Here is a 16,588-nt window from a genome sequence, read left to right as displayed (position 1 = left end):
GCGTTCACAGTGCTCCCCGTGCGTCGAGTCGGGAGCGCAGGCGGCGCAGGCATCGCTGGCGCATCGGTCCGATGCTGCCCACCGCGATGCCGAGCGCGGCCGACACTTCCTGGTAACTGGGCGGCGGCGAGGAGATCAGCACCCGCAGCAACTGCCGGCAGCGCTCGCCGAGCGCTTCGAACTCCTGCCAGAGGTGGCGGACGCGCTCGCTCCGCTCGGCCGCCTCCTCCGAGTCCAGCACCGACTGCTCCGGCGTACGGTCCTCGCTGACCCGGTCGAGCAGCTGGGGATCGTCGGTCGGGGTGAGCCGGCGCAGGCTTTTGATCACTTTGAGGCACTCGTTGCGCGCGGTGCTGGCCAGCCAGGAGCCCGCCTTGTCGGGTTCACGGATCCGCCCGAGGTGCTGGGCGAAACGGAACCACACGGTCTGGTACACCTCGTGCCCGTCGGCCTCGGAGAGCCGGTGTGCGCGTACGACGGACCACACCAGCGGGCTCAGCCCTTCGACGAGTCCCTCCCAGGCCGCCGTGTCACCGTCGACGGCGGACCGGACGAGCACGCCGACATCACTACGGTCCACGGCCCCACCCCTCGTGTACGGCATGTCATCGTACGCCGTGACGGGGGCCGCCTCGCTCCTCATGCCGGCCTCATACGGATGCGGTGAGCTGTCCGACCGCGACCGGACGCCAGGTCGGCGGGCGCAGCGCCGGCACATGGTGTCCGCGCACCTCGGCGAAATCGGCTTCGACGGCGAGCAGTTGACGGGCCGCGGCGCGCGGATCGGTCACCTGGTGCGCCTTCATGTGGGCGGCGACCAGTCCGGCCACGAGGGGGGTGGCGAACGACGTCCCGCTCCAGGAGGCGAGCCCCTCGAACATCACCTGGTCCGGCTTGCCCTCGCCGGCCGCCCGGGTCTCGCTCAACACCCCTGTGTGGCGCGGCGACTGGCAGGTGCAGGAGTAGCCGAAGCCGTAGCGGCACACCTCGTAGGTGGAGTGCTGGTAGACGTACGGGACGGGGTGGTCGAAGCCGGTGAGGGCGCTGACCAGGCGCTCGCCGGGGGCGTAGACCCTCACCCAGGGGCCGTGGTTGCTGAAGCAGGCGCCGAACTCGCCGTCGCCGCGCAGCGCGCCGACCGAGAGGACGGCGTCGGCGTACTCGGGCAGGGCGGCGTAGGCGGCGGGCCAGAACGGCGTGGCGCTGGCGTTGTTGCCGGCGGCGGCGACCAACAGGGTTCGCTGTTCGCGGAGTTCGTCCATGAAGGCGGCCGCTCCGAGCAGTCCGTCGACGCGGCCGTTGGAGGTGCCGGCGGAGAGGCTGAGGATGTCGGGCCAACCGCCCTGCTCGACGGCGTCGAAGAGCCGGTCGCCGAAGTCGTACTCCAGGATCGCGCCGGCGTCGTTCAGGGTGTTGCGCACGGTGACGTCGGTGTCGGGGGCGACGGCGGCGACGAGTCCGGCGATGAACGTGCCGTGGCCGACGTACTGCTGGAGGACGCCGTCGGGGTCGGTCTCCTGGATCTGCGCGTCGCCCTCGGTGCGGCCGAGCAGCGGGTAGGAGCGGTAGTCGTGCATCAGACCGGTGTCGACGACGAGGACGGACACGGCGCCGCCCTCCTCGTCGCGAGTGGCCTGGGCGGCCGCCGGGTTGGGCGTCTCGCCGGACGCGACGGGCACCGGCTCGTCGCCGGGGCAGGCGTTGACCGCGATGGACACGACGTGGTTGCGGCTGACGAGCCGGCGGCCCGTGCGGTCCTCGGCGCCCCGCAGGGCGCGCAGGGCGCCCGCGACGGTGCGGTCGGCGCCGGGCACGCCCTGGCCGGGGTCGCCGACCTGGATGCGGGTGATGCCGGAGCGGTTGGTCTGCGGGCCGGCCCGGCGGATGTGGTCGGGGACGAGGCCGTCGGTCGCGGTGAAGTGCGCGCGGACGGCGTCCTCGACGACCTGTGCCTCCTCGCCGTCCCGGGCGAGGACGACGCCCTTCTCGTAGATGAACTCGGCGGAGTCGTCCGGCCCCATGGCCAGCGGGACGCCGGGAAGGGCTCGTTGGATCTGCTCGAACTGCTCGTGGAATCGCTGTGGCGCCATGGCGTGTCCTCCCTGAGCCCGGTGGTCGTCAGTCAGAGCCGCGACGACGGCCTTTGATACAGGTGGTGCGACGCCGGGGGCGGGGGGTGCGGTTGCGGGGACCGGGGGTGCGGTGCGCGGAAACGGCGTGTTGCCTTCGGCCGTGCGCCCCGGCGTGCGCTGCCGGTGCGTTCGGTGGGCTCGGTGCGCCTGGTGGGTTCGTCCACGCGATGTTCGATCGATACCTCCTGTGGCGGGTCGAACCGGTGTGCCGTACAACCGGGGCCACTACCATCCGTGGGGTGACAGCGGGAAACGACACGGTTCTCGAACTGCTGCCGATGGTGTTCGCCGCCCCGAACGCCGCCCTGGCGCGGGCGGAGGAAGTACTCGACACCGGTCCACCGCCGCTGCACGCCTCCGTGGCCCACCAGGTGATCGGCATCTGGCAGCGGGACTGGGGCGACATGCGTCTGGCCCTGGACCATCTGCGCCGGGCCCGCTCACTGGCCGCGCGCGCGGACAGCGCCGAACGGGAGGCCGACGTCCTGGCCACGCTCGGGGTGGCTCTGGTGCACGCGGGCCGCACCCGGCAGGGGCTGGCCGCGTTCGAGCGGGGCGTCGAACGCGGCACCGGGCACACCCGCGCGCGTGTGCTGTACCGGCGGGCCTACTCCTGGTGGGTGCTGGGGCATCACCGGGAGGCGCTGGACGACGTACGGCGGGCGATACCGGTGCTGCGGCAGGAGGACGACGTCATCTGGACGGCGCGCGCCCTGACCCTGCGCGCCACCGTGCACCTCGCGCTCGGCGCGGTCGACCGCGCCGACGCCGACTTCACGGCCGCCGAGGCCCTGTGGGACACCACCGGCCAGGAGCACGACAAGGCCGACGCGGTGGAGAGCCGGGGGCTGGCCGCGTTCCGGTCGGGGGACGTGCCGGCGGCGCTGCGGCTGCTGGACGAGGCCGAGGAGCGGTACGCCAAGCTGGGCACGCCCACGTTCATGCTGAGCATCCGGCGGTGCGAGGTGCTGATGGCGGCGGGGCTCGCGCCCGAGGCGCTGGCCGAGGCGGACGCGGCGATCGCCGTGCTGGACGGCATCGGCGGGCAGTCGACCCGCAAGGCCGAACTGCTGCTGGCCGCCGCCCGGTCCGCGCGGCTCGCGGGCGATGCGGGGACGGCGATCGCGCGTGCGGAGCTCGCCGTGCGGCTGTTCGCCGGCCAGCGGCGCACCTGGTGGGAGGCGCACGCCCGGCTGGTGCTGATCGAGGCGCGGGTGGCCGCGGGGCGCGGTTCGGGGCGGCTGGTCGCCGAGGCGGTGCGGGTGGCGGAGCGGCTGTCCGGGTTCGGGGCGCCCGCCGCGCCCGAGGCGTGGCTGCTGGCGGGCCGGATCGCGCTGGCGCTTCAGTGGACGGCGGACGCGGAACGGTATCTGGCGGTGGCGGCCCGCGGCCGGCACAGCGGGCCGCCGCTGGCCCGGGTGACCGGCTGGGCGGCGCGGGCGCTGTGGGCGCGGGCGGCCGGGTCGGGGCGGGGTGTGCTGGAGGCGTGCCGGCGCGGGCTGGACGTGCTGGACGACCACCGTACGACGCTGGGCGCCTCCGAGTTGCGGGCCCGGGCCACCGCGCAGGGCGCGGAACTCGCGGCGCTCGCCCAGGAGGTGAGTCTGGAGCGGGGCGGGCCGCGGCAGTTGCTGGTGTGGAGCGAGCGGTGGCGGGCCACCGTGCTGTCGGCGCCGCCGACCCGGCCGCCGGCCGATCCGGCGCTGCTGAGCGGGCTGACCGCCTACCGGGAGATCGCCGCGCGGGCGGAGAGCGCGCGCATGGACGGCAAGCCCGTGCCGACGCTGGAGCGGGAGGAGCGGCGTCTCGAGCGGGAGGTCCGCTCCCGGACCCTGCACATCCGCGGCGGCTCCCCCGGCGGCACGGGCCGCTTCGACGTCGGCCGGCTGCTGGAGCGGCTCGGCGACGGGCGGCTGGTCGAACTCGCGGTGCTGGACGGACGGGTGCAGGTGCTGCTGTGCGGGGGCGGCCGGGTCCGGCGGTTCGCGGGCGGAATGCTCGCCGAGGCGGAACGGGAGGCCGAGCACGTCCAGGCCGGGTTGCGGCGGCTGGCGCACCCCGGTGCGGAGGGACGCCTTCCGGTGGTGGAGGCGGCGGGGCGGCGGCTGGAGGCGCTGCTGCTCGGCGAGGCTGCCGGGCAGCTGGGCCCGGGACCGGTGGTGGTCGTGCCGCCGGCCCGGCTGCACCGGGTCCCCTGGGCGCTGCTTCCGTCGCTCAGGGAACGGGTGCTCAGCGTGTCGCCGTCGGCGGGCAGTTGGCTGCGGGCCCGGGAGACCGAGCCGCCGCCGGGCGGACGGCACGTCCTGGTACGGGGGCCGGGGCTGGCGTCCGGCGGGGCGGAGGTGCCGGAGGTCGCGGACCGGTACGGCCGGCCGACGGTGCTGGAACACGCGGACGCGTGTGTGCCGCGGGTGCTGGAGGAGCTGGACGGGGCAGCGCTCGCCCATATCGCCGCGCACGGCGTGTTCCGGGCGGACAGTCCGCTGTTCTCGTCCCTGCGGATGGCCGACGGCCCGCTGATCGTCCACGACTTCGAGCGCCTCGCCCGCAGCCCTTACCGCATCATCCTCTCCAGCTGCGACACCGCCCGCCTCGCCTCGGTGGGCGCCGACGAGCTCCTCGGCCTGGTCACGGCCCTGCTGCCGCTCGGCACGGCGGGCGTGGTGGCGAGCAGCGCCCCCGTCAACGACGACGCGGTGGTCGCCCTGATGCTGGCCCTCCACAAGGGCCTGAGCACCGGCCAGTCCCTGGCGGAGTCCCTGCGGGACGCCCGCGCGTCCCTTCCCGACGACGCCCTCCACCAGGCGACGGGCTGGGCGTTCACGGCGTTCGGGGCGGCTTGAGCTCGGGGGCGCGATTCCGCCGGACCGCGTGCGGTGGCCCGGCGGGCGGCTGCTCGGGGCGGCCGCCCGTCGACGCCGTGTGCGTCAGGTCATGAGGCGGCGCGCTCCTCCTGCCGGGGCTCGTCCTGCCGGGGCTCGTCCTGCCGGGGCTCGTCCTGCCGGGGCTCGTCCGGGTGGGCGAGGCCGAGGTGGTCGCGGAGCGTGGAGCCCTCGTACTCGGTGCGGAAGACGCCCTGCTCCTGGAGGATCGGCACGACCTTGTCGGCGAATTCGTCGAGGCCGCCCGGGGTGATGTGCGGGACGAGGATGAAGCCGTCGGCGGCGTCGGTCTGCACGTACTCGTCGATGGTCCGGGCGACGGTGGCCGGGGAGCCGATGAAGTTCTGGCGGCTGCCGGTCTCGATGACGAGGTCGCGGATGGACCAGTTGTTGGCCTCGGCCAGCTCCCGCCATTCGCGGGCGGTGGCCAGCGGGTCGCGGTACATGCGGACCTGGGCGCGGCCCCGGGAGACGGTGTGCTCGCCGAGCAGCGGGTCGACGTCCGGGAGGGGGCCGTCGGGGTCGTAGGAGGACAGGTCGCGGTTCCACACCCACTCCAGCTGCTTGAGCGCGGTGGCGCCGCTGACCTGCTGCCGGCGGACCTCCTTGGCGATCTCGTGGGCCTCGTCGTCGGTGTCGCCGAGGACGAAGCTGGCGGCGGGCAGGATCAGCAGTTGGTCGGGGCGGCGGCCGTACTTGGCGAGGCGGGACTTCACGTCGGAGTAGAAGGCCCGGCCGGTGTCCAGGGAGGCGTACCGGCTGAAGATGGCGTCCGCGCCGGAGGCGGCGAACTCGCGGCCCTCGTCGGAGTCCCCGGCCTGGAAGATTACCGGTCGGCCCTGGGGGCTGCGCGGGACGTTGAACCGGCCGTGGATGTCGAAGTGCCGCCCCTGGTGGACGAAGGCGCCGGCCTTGGCGTCGCGCAGGAAGGCGCCGGTCTCCTGGTCGGCGAGGATCTCGTCGCCCTGCCAGGAGTCGAAGAGCTCGTTGGCCGTGGCGAGGAACTCCTTGGCGCGGGAGTAGCGCTCCTCCTGCGGGAGGAAGCCGCCGCGGCGGAAGTTCTCGCCGGTGAAGGCGTCCCAGGAGGTGACGACGTTCCACGCGGAGCGGCCGGCGGAGAGGTGGTCGAGGCTGGCGAACTGGCGGGCCACCTCGTAGGGCTCGTTGAAGGTGGAGTTGATGGTGCCGGTCAGGCCGAGCCGGTCGGTGACGGCGGCGAGCGCGGCGAGGACGGTGAAGGTGTCGGGGCGGCCGACCACGTCGAGGTCGTAGATCCGGCCGCCCTGTTCGCGGAGCCTGAGCCCTTCGGCGAGGAAGAGGAAGTCGAACTTGGCGCGTTCGGCGGTGCGGGCGAAGTGGGCGAAGGAGCTGAACTCGATATGGCTGCCGGCCCTGGGGTCGCTCCACACGGTGGTGTTGTTGACGCCGGGGAAGTGGGCGGCGAGGTGGATCTGCTTCTGGGGCTTGCTCATGGTCGGGTCTCCCTCCCGCTCAGGCGACGGGTGCGGCGTAGCGGTTGGCGGGTCGGGGCAGGCCGAGCAGTCCGCGCAGGGTGTCGGCCTCGTAGGCGGTGCGGAAGGCGCCGCGGCGCTGGAGTTCGGGGACGAGGCCCCGGGTGATGGCGGGCAGGTCGTGGCCGGCGACGGCCGGGCGCAGCCGGAAGCCGGTCAGCCCGGCCGACTGGAACTCCTCGAGCAGGTCGGCGAGTTGGGAGGGGGTGCCGGTGAAGACGCGGGCGTCGCTGAGGTGTTCCTCCCCGGCGAGGGCGTCGAGGCGGGCCCGGCGGGCTGCGGCCTCGGCCGGGTCGTCGTCGAGGTGGACCACCAGGTCGGCGAAGACGTGCAGCGGTTCCCCGGCCCGTCCGGCGGCCTGCTGTTCGGCGCGGATCTCGGCGACGATCGCGCGGGCCTCGTCCGTGTCCCGTGGGGTGACGTAGCCGACGTCGGCGGAGCGGGCGAGAAGCCGGTAGGGGACGGTGTCGTGGGCCAGGGCGGTCACGAGGGGCTGCCCCTGCGGCGGGCGCGGGGTGATGGAGGGGCCCTTGACGCTGAAGTGGCGGCCCTCGAAGTCGATGTAGTGCAGCTTGTCGCGGTCGATGAACCGGCCGGTGGCCGCGTCCCTGATCTCCGCGTCGTCCTCCCAGCTGTCCCAGAGGCGGCGCACCACTTCGACGTGGTCGGCGGCCTCGTCGAACAGGTCGGTCACCACCTGCCGGGTGGCCGGGGCGTCGTGGGAGGCGATGTGCGGGAGCGTGCGGCGGCCGAAGTGCGCCGCCTCGTTCGGACGGGCGGTGATCTGGACGCGCAGGCCGGCGCGGCCGGTGCTGACGTAGTCGAGCGTGGCGATCGCCTTGGAGATGTGGAACGGCTCCGTGTGGGTGGCCACCACGGTCGGAACGAGACCTATGTGGCGGGTCAGTGGTGCGACCCGGGAGGCGATCAGTACGGCGTCGAGTCGGCCGCGGACCTGGTCGGTGCGGTCGTCGGGGTGCAGGAAGTGCGAGGACTGCGGCCCGAGGCCGTCCTCGATGGTGACGAAGTCGAGCAGGCCTCGCTCGGCCTCGGCGACGAGGTCGGCCCAGTAGCCGGCGGTGAACAGTTCCCGGGGGCGGGCGGCCGGCTCGCGCCAGGAGGCCGGGTGCCAGCCGGTGCCGTCCAGGGCGACGGCGAGATGCAGGGGTGCGGGAGGGGTGGGTGACACGAGGGTGCCTTCCTGGAGGTCCGTGGCTGAGCGCCGGCCCGGCGCGCGGGCGCGCGGGGGCACGGCGGGGCCGGGGCACGGCGGGTGGGGAGGAACGGGTCAGGAGCGACAGAGCGCGCCGGCGACGCGCTGGAGGTCGATGTGGACCCGGGAGGTCAGGCGCGGGGCGTGGGGTATGCCGGTCACGTCCCTCACCTCCTCCTGTCTGCCGCGTGGCGGCGTTCTGAGGGCCCTCTTGTCGCGGCCGGCGCGGTGCGCACGGCTCACGGGCCTCGTCCTCGGATACGTCTCGTCGTCAGTCACAACGGCCGGTCCTCGCCCGGTGTTCCCGGGGTGCGCACGGCGACGATCGCCGAGCGGCGGCGCAGGGCGAACCCGAGCGACTCGTAGAGGCGGATCGCCTGCGTGTTGCCGGCGGCGGCGTGCAGGAACGGGGTGTCGCCGCGTTCGCGTACGCCGTGGGCGACCGCCCGGACGAGCCGGGTGGCCAGCCCTCGGCCCCGGTGGCCGGGGTCGGTGCAGACGGCGCTGATCTCGGTCCAGCCGGCCGGCCGCAGCCGTTCCCCGGCCAGGGCGATCAGCCTGCCCCGGTGCCGGATGCCGAGGTAGGCGCCGAGTTCGACGGTCCGCGCGAGGAAGGGGCCGGGCCGGGTGCGGGCCACCAGGTCGAGGATCTCGGGCACGTCGGCGGGGCCGAGCGGTTCGGCCTCCGGGGCGGGCGCGGTGCGCAGCGCCTCGGTGGCGACGAGTTGGACGCCCTCTCCCCGGCGCAGGAGCGTCCATCCGTCGGGGACGTGGTCCACGGGTTTGATCCGTACGGTGGCGCCGGGGCCGGCGAGCCGGCGCAGGTCGGCCCAGGCGGCGGGGTCCGCCGGGTCGGCCAGGGCGGCGAAGGCGTAGACGTCCGCGGGATAGCGGGCGGCGAGGCCGACGCGTTCGGCGAGGTGGGCGTGGGGGCCGGTGAGGGCGGCCCAGACGGCGTTGTCGAGGGGGTGCCGCCTCTCTGGGGCGCGGCCTGTGAAGGCGCGGTGCTGAAGCGGCCGGTGGGTGGGCGGGTGGTCTTCGAGCGTGGGCGGGGCTCCGCCTCCGCGGACGTCTACGGGCTGGGCCACGGAGGCGGAGTCCCTTCTCGGTGCGACTGGTCGTGCGACAAGCCGGGATGACGATGTGTCAGGAGTTGTTCAGCGGAAGACCGGGCGGGTTGATCTCGGACTTCGGCACGGCTTCGCCCGAGAGGTTCCAGGCCGCGAGCCACTTGGCGTACTGCCCGCCGGAGATCAGGTGGTTGATGGCGTCGGCGACGGGCTCGGCGAGGCCGCTGTCCTTCTTCGCGGTCGCCGCGATCAGCCCCTGGAGCGTCTCGCCGGCGCCGGAGAACTGACCGGCGATACGGGTCGCCTGGGGCGTGTTCTCGGTCTTCGCGGCGTGGTAGGCGAGGTTGGGGTTGGGGCCGAAGTAGGCGTCGATCTTTCCGCTGTTGAGGGCCAGGTAGATGCTGTTGCTCTCCTGGAAGTACTTGACGGTGAGGGGCTTCTTGCCCTCCTTGGCCAGCCGCGCCTTCCACTCCAGGAGGATCTTCTCCTGGTTGGTGCCGTTGCCGACGGAGACGGTCTTGCCGGCGAGGGACTCGTAGTCGCCGTCGAACTTCCAGGGGTTGTCCTTCTTCACCTCGAAGGCGAGTTCGTCCTTGCGGTAGGAGGCGAAGTCGTACTTCCGCTTGCGCTCCTCGGTGTCGGTGATGTTCGAGAAGCCGACGTCGACCTTCCCGCTGTCGATGCCGATGAAGAGGTTCTCCCAGGTCGAGCGGCGCACCTCCGGCTTGAGTCCGAGGACGGCGGCGACGAGCCGGCCGAGGTCGACCTCGGATCCGGTGACCGTCTTCTGGTCGTCCCCGACGAAGCCGAGCGGCGGGCTGCCGGAGGGCAGGGTGCCGGAGCCGATCACCAGCGTGCCGCGCTTCCTGACGGCGGCGGGGAGTCGGGCGCTGATCGACTTGACCTCGGGCACCTTCAGGGTGGTCTCCTGGGCGGCGCCGTTGGACAGCCGGCCCACGGTGACCGTGCCGGCGGCGTCGGTGGTCCGGGTGGCGGCGTCGCTCTCGCCCCCGCAGGCGGCGAGCCCGGTGGCGAGGGCGGCGACGGCGGTCGCCGCGGTGATGCCGCGTGTCAGGCTGCGTCGGGTGATGTGGGCAGGCATGGCCGTCCTTGAGTGGAGAGGGTGGTGGTGGGAAGTGGCGTGGGGGGAGGCTGGGGGCGGGGTTCAGAGCACCTTGCTCAGGAAGTCCCGGGTGCGTTCGTGTCGCGGCCTGTCCAGGACCTCGGCGGGCGGCCCCTGTTCGACGATCCGGCCGCCGTCGATGAAGACGACCCGGTCGGCGATCTCACGGGCGAAGCCGATCTCGTGGGTGACGATGACGAGCGTGGTGCCGCTCCTGGCCAGGTCCTTGATGACGGCGAGGACCTCGCCCACGAGTTCGGGGTCGAGGGCCGAGGTGGGCTCGTCGAAGAGGATGACTCCAGGCCGCAGGGCGAGCGCCCGGGCGATGGCCACGCGCTGCTGCTGTCCGCCGGACAGTTGCCGCGGGTAGGCGTCCGCCTTGTCGGCGAGGCCGACCCGGCCGAGGAGTTCACGGGCGAGGTCCTGGGCCCTCGCCTTGTCGAGCTTGCCCGTGGCCACGGGCGCGGCGGCCACGTTGTCGAGCACGGTCAGGTGCGGGAAGAGGTTGAAGTTCTGGAACACGAAGCCGATGCGGCTGCGCTGGGTGAGGATGACCCGCTCGCTGAGCTCCTTCAGCCGCTCGCCCTGCCTGCGGACGCCGATGAGTTCGCCGTTGACGCTGACGTAGCCGATCTCCGGCTTCTCCAGGTGGTTGATGACCCGCAGCAGCGTGGACTTGCCGGAGCCGGACGGGCCGAGGATCACGGTGACCTCGCCGGGCCGCACCGTCAGGTCGACGCCGTCGAGCACCCGGTGGGCGCCGTACCACTTGTGCACGTCGTGGACCTCGACGGCGGCGGCGTTCTGGATCGTCTCGGCGGTCATACGGCGGCCTCCCGGCGGATGCGGGCCCGCAGGCCGGCGACGCCGTCCCGCAGTCTCCGCAACGGCGTCGGCGGCAGGCTGCGGGTGGCGCCCCGGGCGTAGTGCCGCTCGACGTAGAACTGGACGACGGACACGACGCTGGTGAGGATCAGGTACCAGACGGTGACGACCAGCAGCAGCGGCACGATGTCGCCCGGGTAGGTGGAGCCCATGGTCTGCGCGGCTCCGAACAGGTCGAGCAGCGACACGTAGAACACCAGCGAGGTGCTCTTGATCAGGCCGATGAGCTGGTTGACGTAGTTCGGGGTGATGGAGCGCAGCGCCTGCGGCCAGACGATCCTGCGGAACTGGTAGCCCTTGGGCAGGCCGAGCGCGGAGGCCGCCTCGTGCTGGCCCTGGTCGACGGAGAGGATGCCGCCGCGGACGACCTCGGCCGCGTACGCCGCCTCGTTGAGACTGAGTCCGACGACGGCGACGACCATGTCGGTGGCGAGCCGGGACTCGTCGAAGGTGAAGAAGGCGGGTCCGAACGGGACGCCGACGCTGAGCGTCTGGTACAGGGCGCTGAAGTTGTAGAGGAACAGCAGGACCACGATCAGGGGCGTCGAGCGCAGCGCCCACACGTAGGTCCAGCTGACGGCGCGCAGCACCGGGGATCTCGAGAGCCGGGCCAGGGCGAGCAGGATCCCGCCGAGGAGCCCCAGCACCGCGCTGTAGGCGGCCACTTCGAGGGTGATGAGCAGTCCGTCGAGGATGGCAGGCCGCAGGAACCAGTAGCCGAACCGGTCCCACTGGTAGAAGGGGTTGGACACCAGTCCGTGGACGAACTGGGCCGCGAGGACCAGGACGACGGCGGTGGCGATCCAGCGGCCGGGCCGCCGCAGTGGGACGACTCGCTGCGCTGTCAGCTGTTTTGACGGCACGTCAGGGGGCGGCGGTGCCTCGGTGAGGGACACGGCGGCGCCTGAGGGTTCGCTCATGAGGGGCTCCGGCGGAGGTCGGGGACCCCGGGGCGCGGCGGAGATCGCGCACGGCACGACGGCCGCCCGGTCGGGGCGGGTCGTGGCATGCGGGGACGCACGGCACCGGGGGTGGGTGGACGGGCGCACCGCGCGGGCGGTGTCCGTCGGGGAAGCGGGGCTGCGGAGGGGGCGTCAGCCCCGACAGCGGGCGCGGCCCGGTGCGGTACACAGTGCGCTGCTCACGCGCAGGAGGTCGACGGCACGGTCGGCGACGAGCGGGTTCGCGTACGGCCGTACGCAGCCCTGGTGGCGGCCGGTGGCCGTCCTGGGGGCTGCGTACATGTCCGTCACCATGCTCTTCCGGCCCTGGCGGGCCCTCGCGCTTACCGAATCGTCGTCGGTCCGGTCGTCACCTGGGGCACCCCACCGCGGCGCGAGGGTTGCCGGTCAGCAAGCCAGGGCTTGTCGCTGACGCTCTTGACCGTTCTGGCACGTAAGTTAAGACAACGGCCCGAACGGATGTCAACGCCGGTCCGACAGATGGACGGGGGTCAGGGGCGCTCGACCTGCGGTCGGCCGCCCGCGCCCGGGGTCGCGTGGGCCTCCCAGTCCAGGATCTGGACGGCGGCCCCGGCGGCTTCCAGGCCCTGGCAACCGGCGTGGTGGCGACGGTCGATGGCGTCGAGGTCGAGGTGCGCGCCGAAGGCGGGGTGGGCGGCCAGCCGGCGGGCGTACGCCCACAGGGCGGGGTGGTCGGCGATCCGGTGCACGGCGGACGCGTCGAGGTGGTGGCGGTGCACGGTGTCGAGCCGCACCAGCGCGACCCACAACTCGACGTCGGCCAAGCTGATCTGATCGCTGATCAGGTAGGCGTGGGTACCGAGCCCCCGGTCCAGTGTGCCCAGGGTGGCGAGCAGGGCGTCGAGGGCGGCGGCGCGTTCCGCGTCCGCGGCGCCGGCCGCTCCGGCGCGTTGCGCGGCTTCCTCGATGCCCTGCGCGCACATCCGCTCCACGGCCTCGATCTGCGACTCGGCCCCGCACGGGTACAGCGCGGCCCGGCCGCTGCCGAAGCCCCGGGCGAGGTCGCGGGCGATGTCGGGGCCGTGCGTGGAGACGATCCGCCCGGACCAGTCGTCGCTGAGCACGGGCGCGAGAGCGGGGCCCTGGTAGCGGTGCGCGCTGGCGTCGTAGAGCGGCCGAAGCGCGGAGTGGCCGCCGTCGGAACAGTCCGGGACGGCGGGCAGGAACGTCACCGGGCAGGCCTGGTCCAGGCCCAGGAGGCTGTGGGTGACGGCGATGCGCAGGCCGTCGGGGTCGGCGAGCGACAGATGCAGGCGGTAGCGGCGCGGCACGGCGTAGTGGCCGCTGCGCGCGTCGCGGCCGATACGACCCCGGAAGGCGGGCGTGGGGCGGGCGGACGGGTGGGCGGCGAGCGGGGTGAGGGACATGACTCTCCCGGGGGCGGGCGCGGCGAGGGGTGCGCGCGGCGGATGCGGCGAGGGCGGAGGGGCGGCATGTCGCGCCGCGACGGGGGTGGAGAGGGCATGACGCCGGGGCACGCGTCCGACGGGCCGGCCGGTGTCAGCGGGAAGCCGAAAGGCGCCGGACGGAGACGCCGGTGAGGTCTCGGCGCACGGGGGGCGTGGCCGGTGCGGCCCTGTCAGCCCTGGAACGGCCTGGCGTCGAGCCCGTTCGTGCCGCACGGTCCGGCGCTGCAGACGCGCATCAGATCGATGTGCCGGCGGGAGGTGAGGAGGGGCGAACGCCATGCCGCGGGGCTCACTCGACGGCTGACCGGCTCAAGGCGCCCCATGTTTCCCTACCTGTTCACTAGGATTCCTCGCCTCGAGTGTCGATCGCCTCACGACCCCCGTCAAGGGGGCGTCCACGAACCGAACGGCCCGGCGGCCGGGCCGCCGGGCCGCGTGAGTTCGCCGACGGGGCGGTCGGTCAGCTCACGGGGTGTGTCTTGTGGTGGGCGGCGAACTCGTCGGCCGCGGCGAGGTCGAAGTCGCCGTGGTCGCTGCCGAGGCCCTGGGCCACGAGGGCTGCGGCCGCGCAGCCCAGTACGGCGGCCTCGGCCGGGGAGCGGCCGAGCGACACGCCCCGCAGATAGCCGGCGGAGAACGCGTCGCCGCAGCCGGTGGTGTCGACCACGTCGACCGCGAAGGCGGGGACCGTCTCGGCGCCCTCCCCCGTCGCCACCAGCGCGCCCTCGCCGCCCCGGGTGACGGCGAGGACGCCGACGCCCGCGTCGAGCAGCTTGCGCACGCCGGCCGTGAGGTCCTGCTCGCCGGAGAAGCCGAGCACCTGGTCCTCGTTGGGCAGCAGATGGTCGATGTGGGGCAGCGCGGCCTCGATCTGCTCGAAGCTGCCGAGCACGCCGGGGGCGAGCAGGTCGACGGAGGTGACCGTGCCGTGCTCCCGGGCGAAGGACAGGATGCGCGCGGCGACGTCGACGCCGATCAACTCCGGTCCCCCGAGGTGGAGATGGTCAGCTTCGGCGACCGCGTCCCAGGGCACGTCGTCGAGACCGTAGGTGATGTTCGCGCCGAGCAGGTGCAGGGAGGGCCGGTCCCCGTTCGGCCGGATCGGCAACACGCTCGCGGAGGTGGGGGTGTCGGCGCGGCGGGCGAGGAACTCCGTGCCGATTCCGGCGCGTTGGAGCAGCTGGACGAGCATGTCTCCCGTGGGGTCGGTCCCCACGGCGCCCGCGCTGCGGACCGACGCGCCCAGTTTGGCCAGGGTGAGGGCGGTGCCGCCGGCCGTTCCCGCGGCGGTCATGCGGATGTCCTCCACCAGGGTCGCGCCCTGCCCCTCGGGTATGGCCTCCACCGGCCGCACCAGTACGTCCAGGACGTGCACGCCCATCGTGACGACGTTCATCGGTCTCCCTCCTCCTGCGCGGGTGGTACGGGGCGGGTGGTGCCGTAGCCGCGGGCGAGCGCGGCCTCGATCACGGCGAGCTGCTGCCGTTCGTCGAGGACGCGGGGGCTGCCCATGGCGGCCGCTCGCTGGTAGACGCCGCAGGCCCATTCGAGGAGCAGGGCGTTCTCGACGGCCTTGTCGAGGGTGGGGGCGTGGGTGATCGCGCCGTGGTTCGCCATGAGGGCGGCGCTGCGGCCGTCGAGGGCGGCGAGCACGGACTCGGCGAGTTCCGGGGTGCCGAAGGTGGCGTACGGCGCGACCCGGACCGTGCCGCCCAGGGCGAGCAACTGGTAGTGGATGCAGGGGAGTTCGTCGAGCACGCAGGCGACGGCGGTCGCCATCGGGGCGTGCGTGTGGACGACCGCGCCGGCGCCGTGACGGCGGTAGACGCCGAGGTGCAGTTCCAGCTCGGAGGTCGGCTCCAGGGCGCCTGCCACGATCTTGCCGTCCAGGTCGACGACGGTCACCTGCTCCGGGGTCAGCTCGGCGAGGACCGCTCCGGTCGCGGTGATGGCGACCAGCTCCCCCACCCGTGCGCTGACGTTCCCGGCCGTACCGATGAGGAGGCCCTCGGCCCCCAGGCGCCGGCAGGCGTCCGCCACGGCGGCGCGCTCCTGACCCAGCGCGGAGCTTGAGTCGGTCATGTGCGCGACGCTAGCGTAAACATGAATCAAAGTCACGTTCATGTTCGGAGGCGGCACGTGGACCAGGCCGAGACCGATCCGGGCCGAACTCCCTTGCGCCGTACGCCCCGTCAGGAGCGGAGCAGAGCACGGCTGGCGCTGGTGCTTCGGGCAGCGGAGCGGGTGCTGGTCGACGAAGGGGTGGAAGCGCTCACGACGACACGGGTGGCGGCCGAGGCGAAGGTGTCGGTGGGCTCGCTGTACCAGTACCTGCCCGACCGGGGCGCGATCATCGACGCCCTGGCGGCGGGGTACTTCACGCGGCTGGAAGCGGCGATGGACGAGCTGGCGCGGGCCGCGGCGGCCGAGCGGTGGGAGGACCCGGTCGGTGTGCTCGTCGACGCCTTCGCCGGCATCTACCGGAGCGAGCACGGTTTCCGCGCGCTGTGGTTCGGCAGCGGGCTGACCGAGCGGACCCGGGCCGCCGACCGCGAGCACAAACGCCGGATGGCCGACGGCGTCCGTCGCGTGCTGCTCGCACTGGACGCGGCGGACGACGACGAGGCGCTCGCCCGCGCCTGCCACGCCGCGACCCTGGCGGCGGACGCCCTGGCCCAGGATGCCTTCCGCCGCGACCCCGACGGGGACGGGACGGTCCTCGACGAGGCGAAGGTGATGCTGCGCGGCTACCTGACGGCGGTCACTTCACGCTACCGGGGACGGTGACGGCGGCGGGGCGCCGAGCCGGCAACAGGGCGCGCACGGGCCCACCGCGTGCCGAGACGCCACCAGGGTGCGCACGGGGGCACGGCCGCGCGGGGCGCCGTGCGGACCGGACGCCTGCCGCGCGGGGCGCCGACCAGATGCCCGCCGCGCCGCACCGACGGGCTCCATCGGGCGTCAGCCCCGGGAGGACCTGCTGCGAGACGCCGCGCGGTGCCTTACGGGCCAGGTTCCCCCCGCCCAGGGAGCCGATGCGAACCAGATGCCCGCCGCGCCGCACCGACGGGCTCCATCGGGCGTCAGCCCCAGGAGGACCGGCTGCGAGACGCCGCGCGGTGCCTTGCGGGCCAGGTTCCCCCCGCCCAGGGAGCCGATGCGAACCAGATGCCCGCCGCGCGAGGTGCCGACCAGATGCCCGCCGCACCGCGCCGACGGGCTCCATCGGGCGTCAGCCCCAGGAGGACCGGCTGCGAGACGCCGCGCGGCGCCTTGCGAGCCAGGTTCCCCCCACCCAGGGAGCCGTGCGGACCAGATGCCCGCCGCGCGGGGCGCCGTGCGCGGACCGGGTGCCCGGTGCGCGAGGTGCCGACCATGCG

General features: G+C 73.8%; 15 protein-coding genes and 1 riboswitch. Of the genes, 2 read left to right on the top strand and 13 right to left on the bottom strand.

What is annotated here, in order from left to right:
• Positions 1-4: 4 nt before the first annotated feature.
• Together ACFYXA_RS04375 and ACFYXA_RS04370 are read right to left on the bottom strand one after the other, a co-directional pair.
• A complete protein-coding gene (locus ACFYXA_RS04375) occupies positions 5-604 on the bottom strand; it encodes an RNA polymerase sigma factor (protein WP_389028048.1) in 600 nt (199 codons plus the stop codon).
• A gap of 46 nt (positions 605-650) precedes the next feature.
• Positions 651-2,090 carry a S8/S53 family peptidase gene (locus tag ACFYXA_RS04370; RefSeq protein WP_389028046.1) on the bottom strand — a complete coding sequence of 480 codons (1,440 nt, stop codon included), beginning with the start codon at positions 2,088-2,090 and terminating at the stop codon, positions 651-653.
• A 320-nt stretch (positions 2,091-2,410) separates the two neighbouring features.
• Here ACFYXA_RS04370 and ACFYXA_RS04365 point away from each other — a divergent pair, with 320 nt between their 5' ends.
• Positions 2,411-4,975 (top strand): CHAT domain-containing protein, encoded by a 2,565-nt coding sequence (locus ACFYXA_RS04365; protein WP_389029056.1) that lies wholly within the window; start codon positions 2,411-2,413, stop codon positions 4,973-4,975.
• 89 nt (positions 4,976-5,064) lie between these two features.
• Here the strand turns inward: ACFYXA_RS04365 and ACFYXA_RS04360 are convergent, their stop codons facing one another.
• The 11 genes from ACFYXA_RS04360 to ACFYXA_RS04310 all read right to left on the bottom strand — a co-directional run bounded on the left by ACFYXA_RS04360 (position 5,065) and on the right by ACFYXA_RS04310 (position 15,290).
• The gene (locus ACFYXA_RS04360; RefSeq protein ID WP_389028043.1) at positions 5,065-6,486 is read right to left on the bottom strand and encodes an NtaA/DmoA family FMN-dependent monooxygenase; all 1,422 of its coding nucleotides are present in this window, start codon (positions 6,484-6,486) and stop codon (positions 5,065-5,067) included.
• A 19-nt stretch (positions 6,487-6,505) separates the two neighbouring features.
• Entirely contained in the window at positions 6,506-7,714 is a 1,209-nt protein-coding gene (locus ACFYXA_RS04355) for an LLM class flavin-dependent oxidoreductase (protein ID WP_389028040.1), read from the bottom strand.
• A gap of 99 nt (positions 7,715-7,813) precedes the next feature.
• Complete coding sequence (locus ACFYXA_RS04350) at positions 7,814-7,900, bottom strand: putative leader peptide (protein WP_389029053.1); 87 nt, start codon at positions 7,898-7,900, stop codon at positions 7,814-7,816.
• A gap of 113 nt (positions 7,901-8,013) precedes the next feature.
• A complete protein-coding gene (locus ACFYXA_RS04345; protein WP_389028038.1) occupies positions 8,014-8,826 on the bottom strand; it encodes a GNAT family N-acetyltransferase in 813 nt (270 codons plus the stop codon).
• A 58-nt stretch (positions 8,827-8,884) separates the two neighbouring features.
• Positions 8,885-9,910, bottom strand: coding sequence for an ABC transporter substrate-binding protein (locus ACFYXA_RS04340; protein WP_389028036.1), 1,026 nt, complete (start codon positions 9,908-9,910; stop codon positions 8,885-8,887).
• Between the two features lie 63 nt (positions 9,911-9,973).
• Positions 9,974-10,756 carry an amino acid ABC transporter ATP-binding protein gene (locus ACFYXA_RS04335; RefSeq protein WP_351096218.1) on the bottom strand — a complete coding sequence of 261 codons (783 nt, stop codon included), beginning with the start codon at positions 10,754-10,756 and terminating at the stop codon, positions 9,974-9,976.
• Positions 10,753-11,736, bottom strand: a complete 984-nt coding sequence (locus tag ACFYXA_RS04330) for an amino acid ABC transporter permease (RefSeq protein ID WP_351096216.1) — start codon at positions 11,734-11,736, stop codon at positions 10,753-10,755. The genes ACFYXA_RS04335 and ACFYXA_RS04330 overlap by 4 nt, the downstream gene beginning before the upstream one ends.
• Before the next feature lie 174 nt (positions 11,737-11,910).
• Positions 11,911-12,060, bottom strand: coding sequence for a hypothetical protein (locus ACFYXA_RS04325; RefSeq protein WP_352252472.1), 150 nt, complete (start codon positions 12,058-12,060; stop codon positions 11,911-11,913).
• A 32-nt stretch (positions 12,061-12,092) separates the two neighbouring features.
• Positions 12,093-12,201, bottom strand: a riboswitch (SAM riboswitch).
• 68 nt (positions 12,202-12,269) lie between these two features.
• Positions 12,270-13,166 (bottom strand): glutathione S-transferase C-terminal domain-containing protein, encoded by an 897-nt coding sequence (locus ACFYXA_RS04320; RefSeq protein ID WP_389028032.1) that lies wholly within the window; start codon positions 13,164-13,166, stop codon positions 12,270-12,272.
• Positions 13,167-13,668: 502 nt separating this feature from the next.
• Complete coding sequence (locus ACFYXA_RS04315; RefSeq protein WP_352252468.1) at positions 13,669-14,604, bottom strand: carbohydrate kinase family protein; 936 nt, start codon at positions 14,602-14,604, stop codon at positions 13,669-13,671.
• On the bottom strand, positions 14,601-15,290 hold the full coding sequence (locus ACFYXA_RS04310; RefSeq protein ID WP_352252466.1) for a class II aldolase/adducin family protein: 690 nt from the start codon (positions 15,288-15,290) through the stop codon (positions 14,601-14,603). Before ACFYXA_RS04310 ends, ACFYXA_RS04315 begins: the two co-directional genes overlap by 4 nt.
• Positions 15,291-15,347: 57 nt before the next feature.
• Between ACFYXA_RS04310 and ACFYXA_RS04305 the strand changes: the two genes are divergently transcribed.
• Positions 15,348-15,995: a TetR family transcriptional regulator gene (locus ACFYXA_RS04305; protein WP_389028029.1), complete on the top strand. Its 648-nt coding sequence runs from the start codon at positions 15,348-15,350 to the stop codon at positions 15,993-15,995.
• Positions 15,996-16,588: the final 593 nt, after the last annotated feature.

The organism is Streptomyces sp. NPDC002566 (genome assembly GCF_042889585.1).
GTDB lineage: Bacteria > Actinomycetota > Actinomycetes > Streptomycetales > Streptomycetaceae > Streptomyces.
The sequence above is the reverse complement of the archived record's forward strand: the minus strand, read 5'-3'. Positions and strand labels throughout refer to the sequence as shown.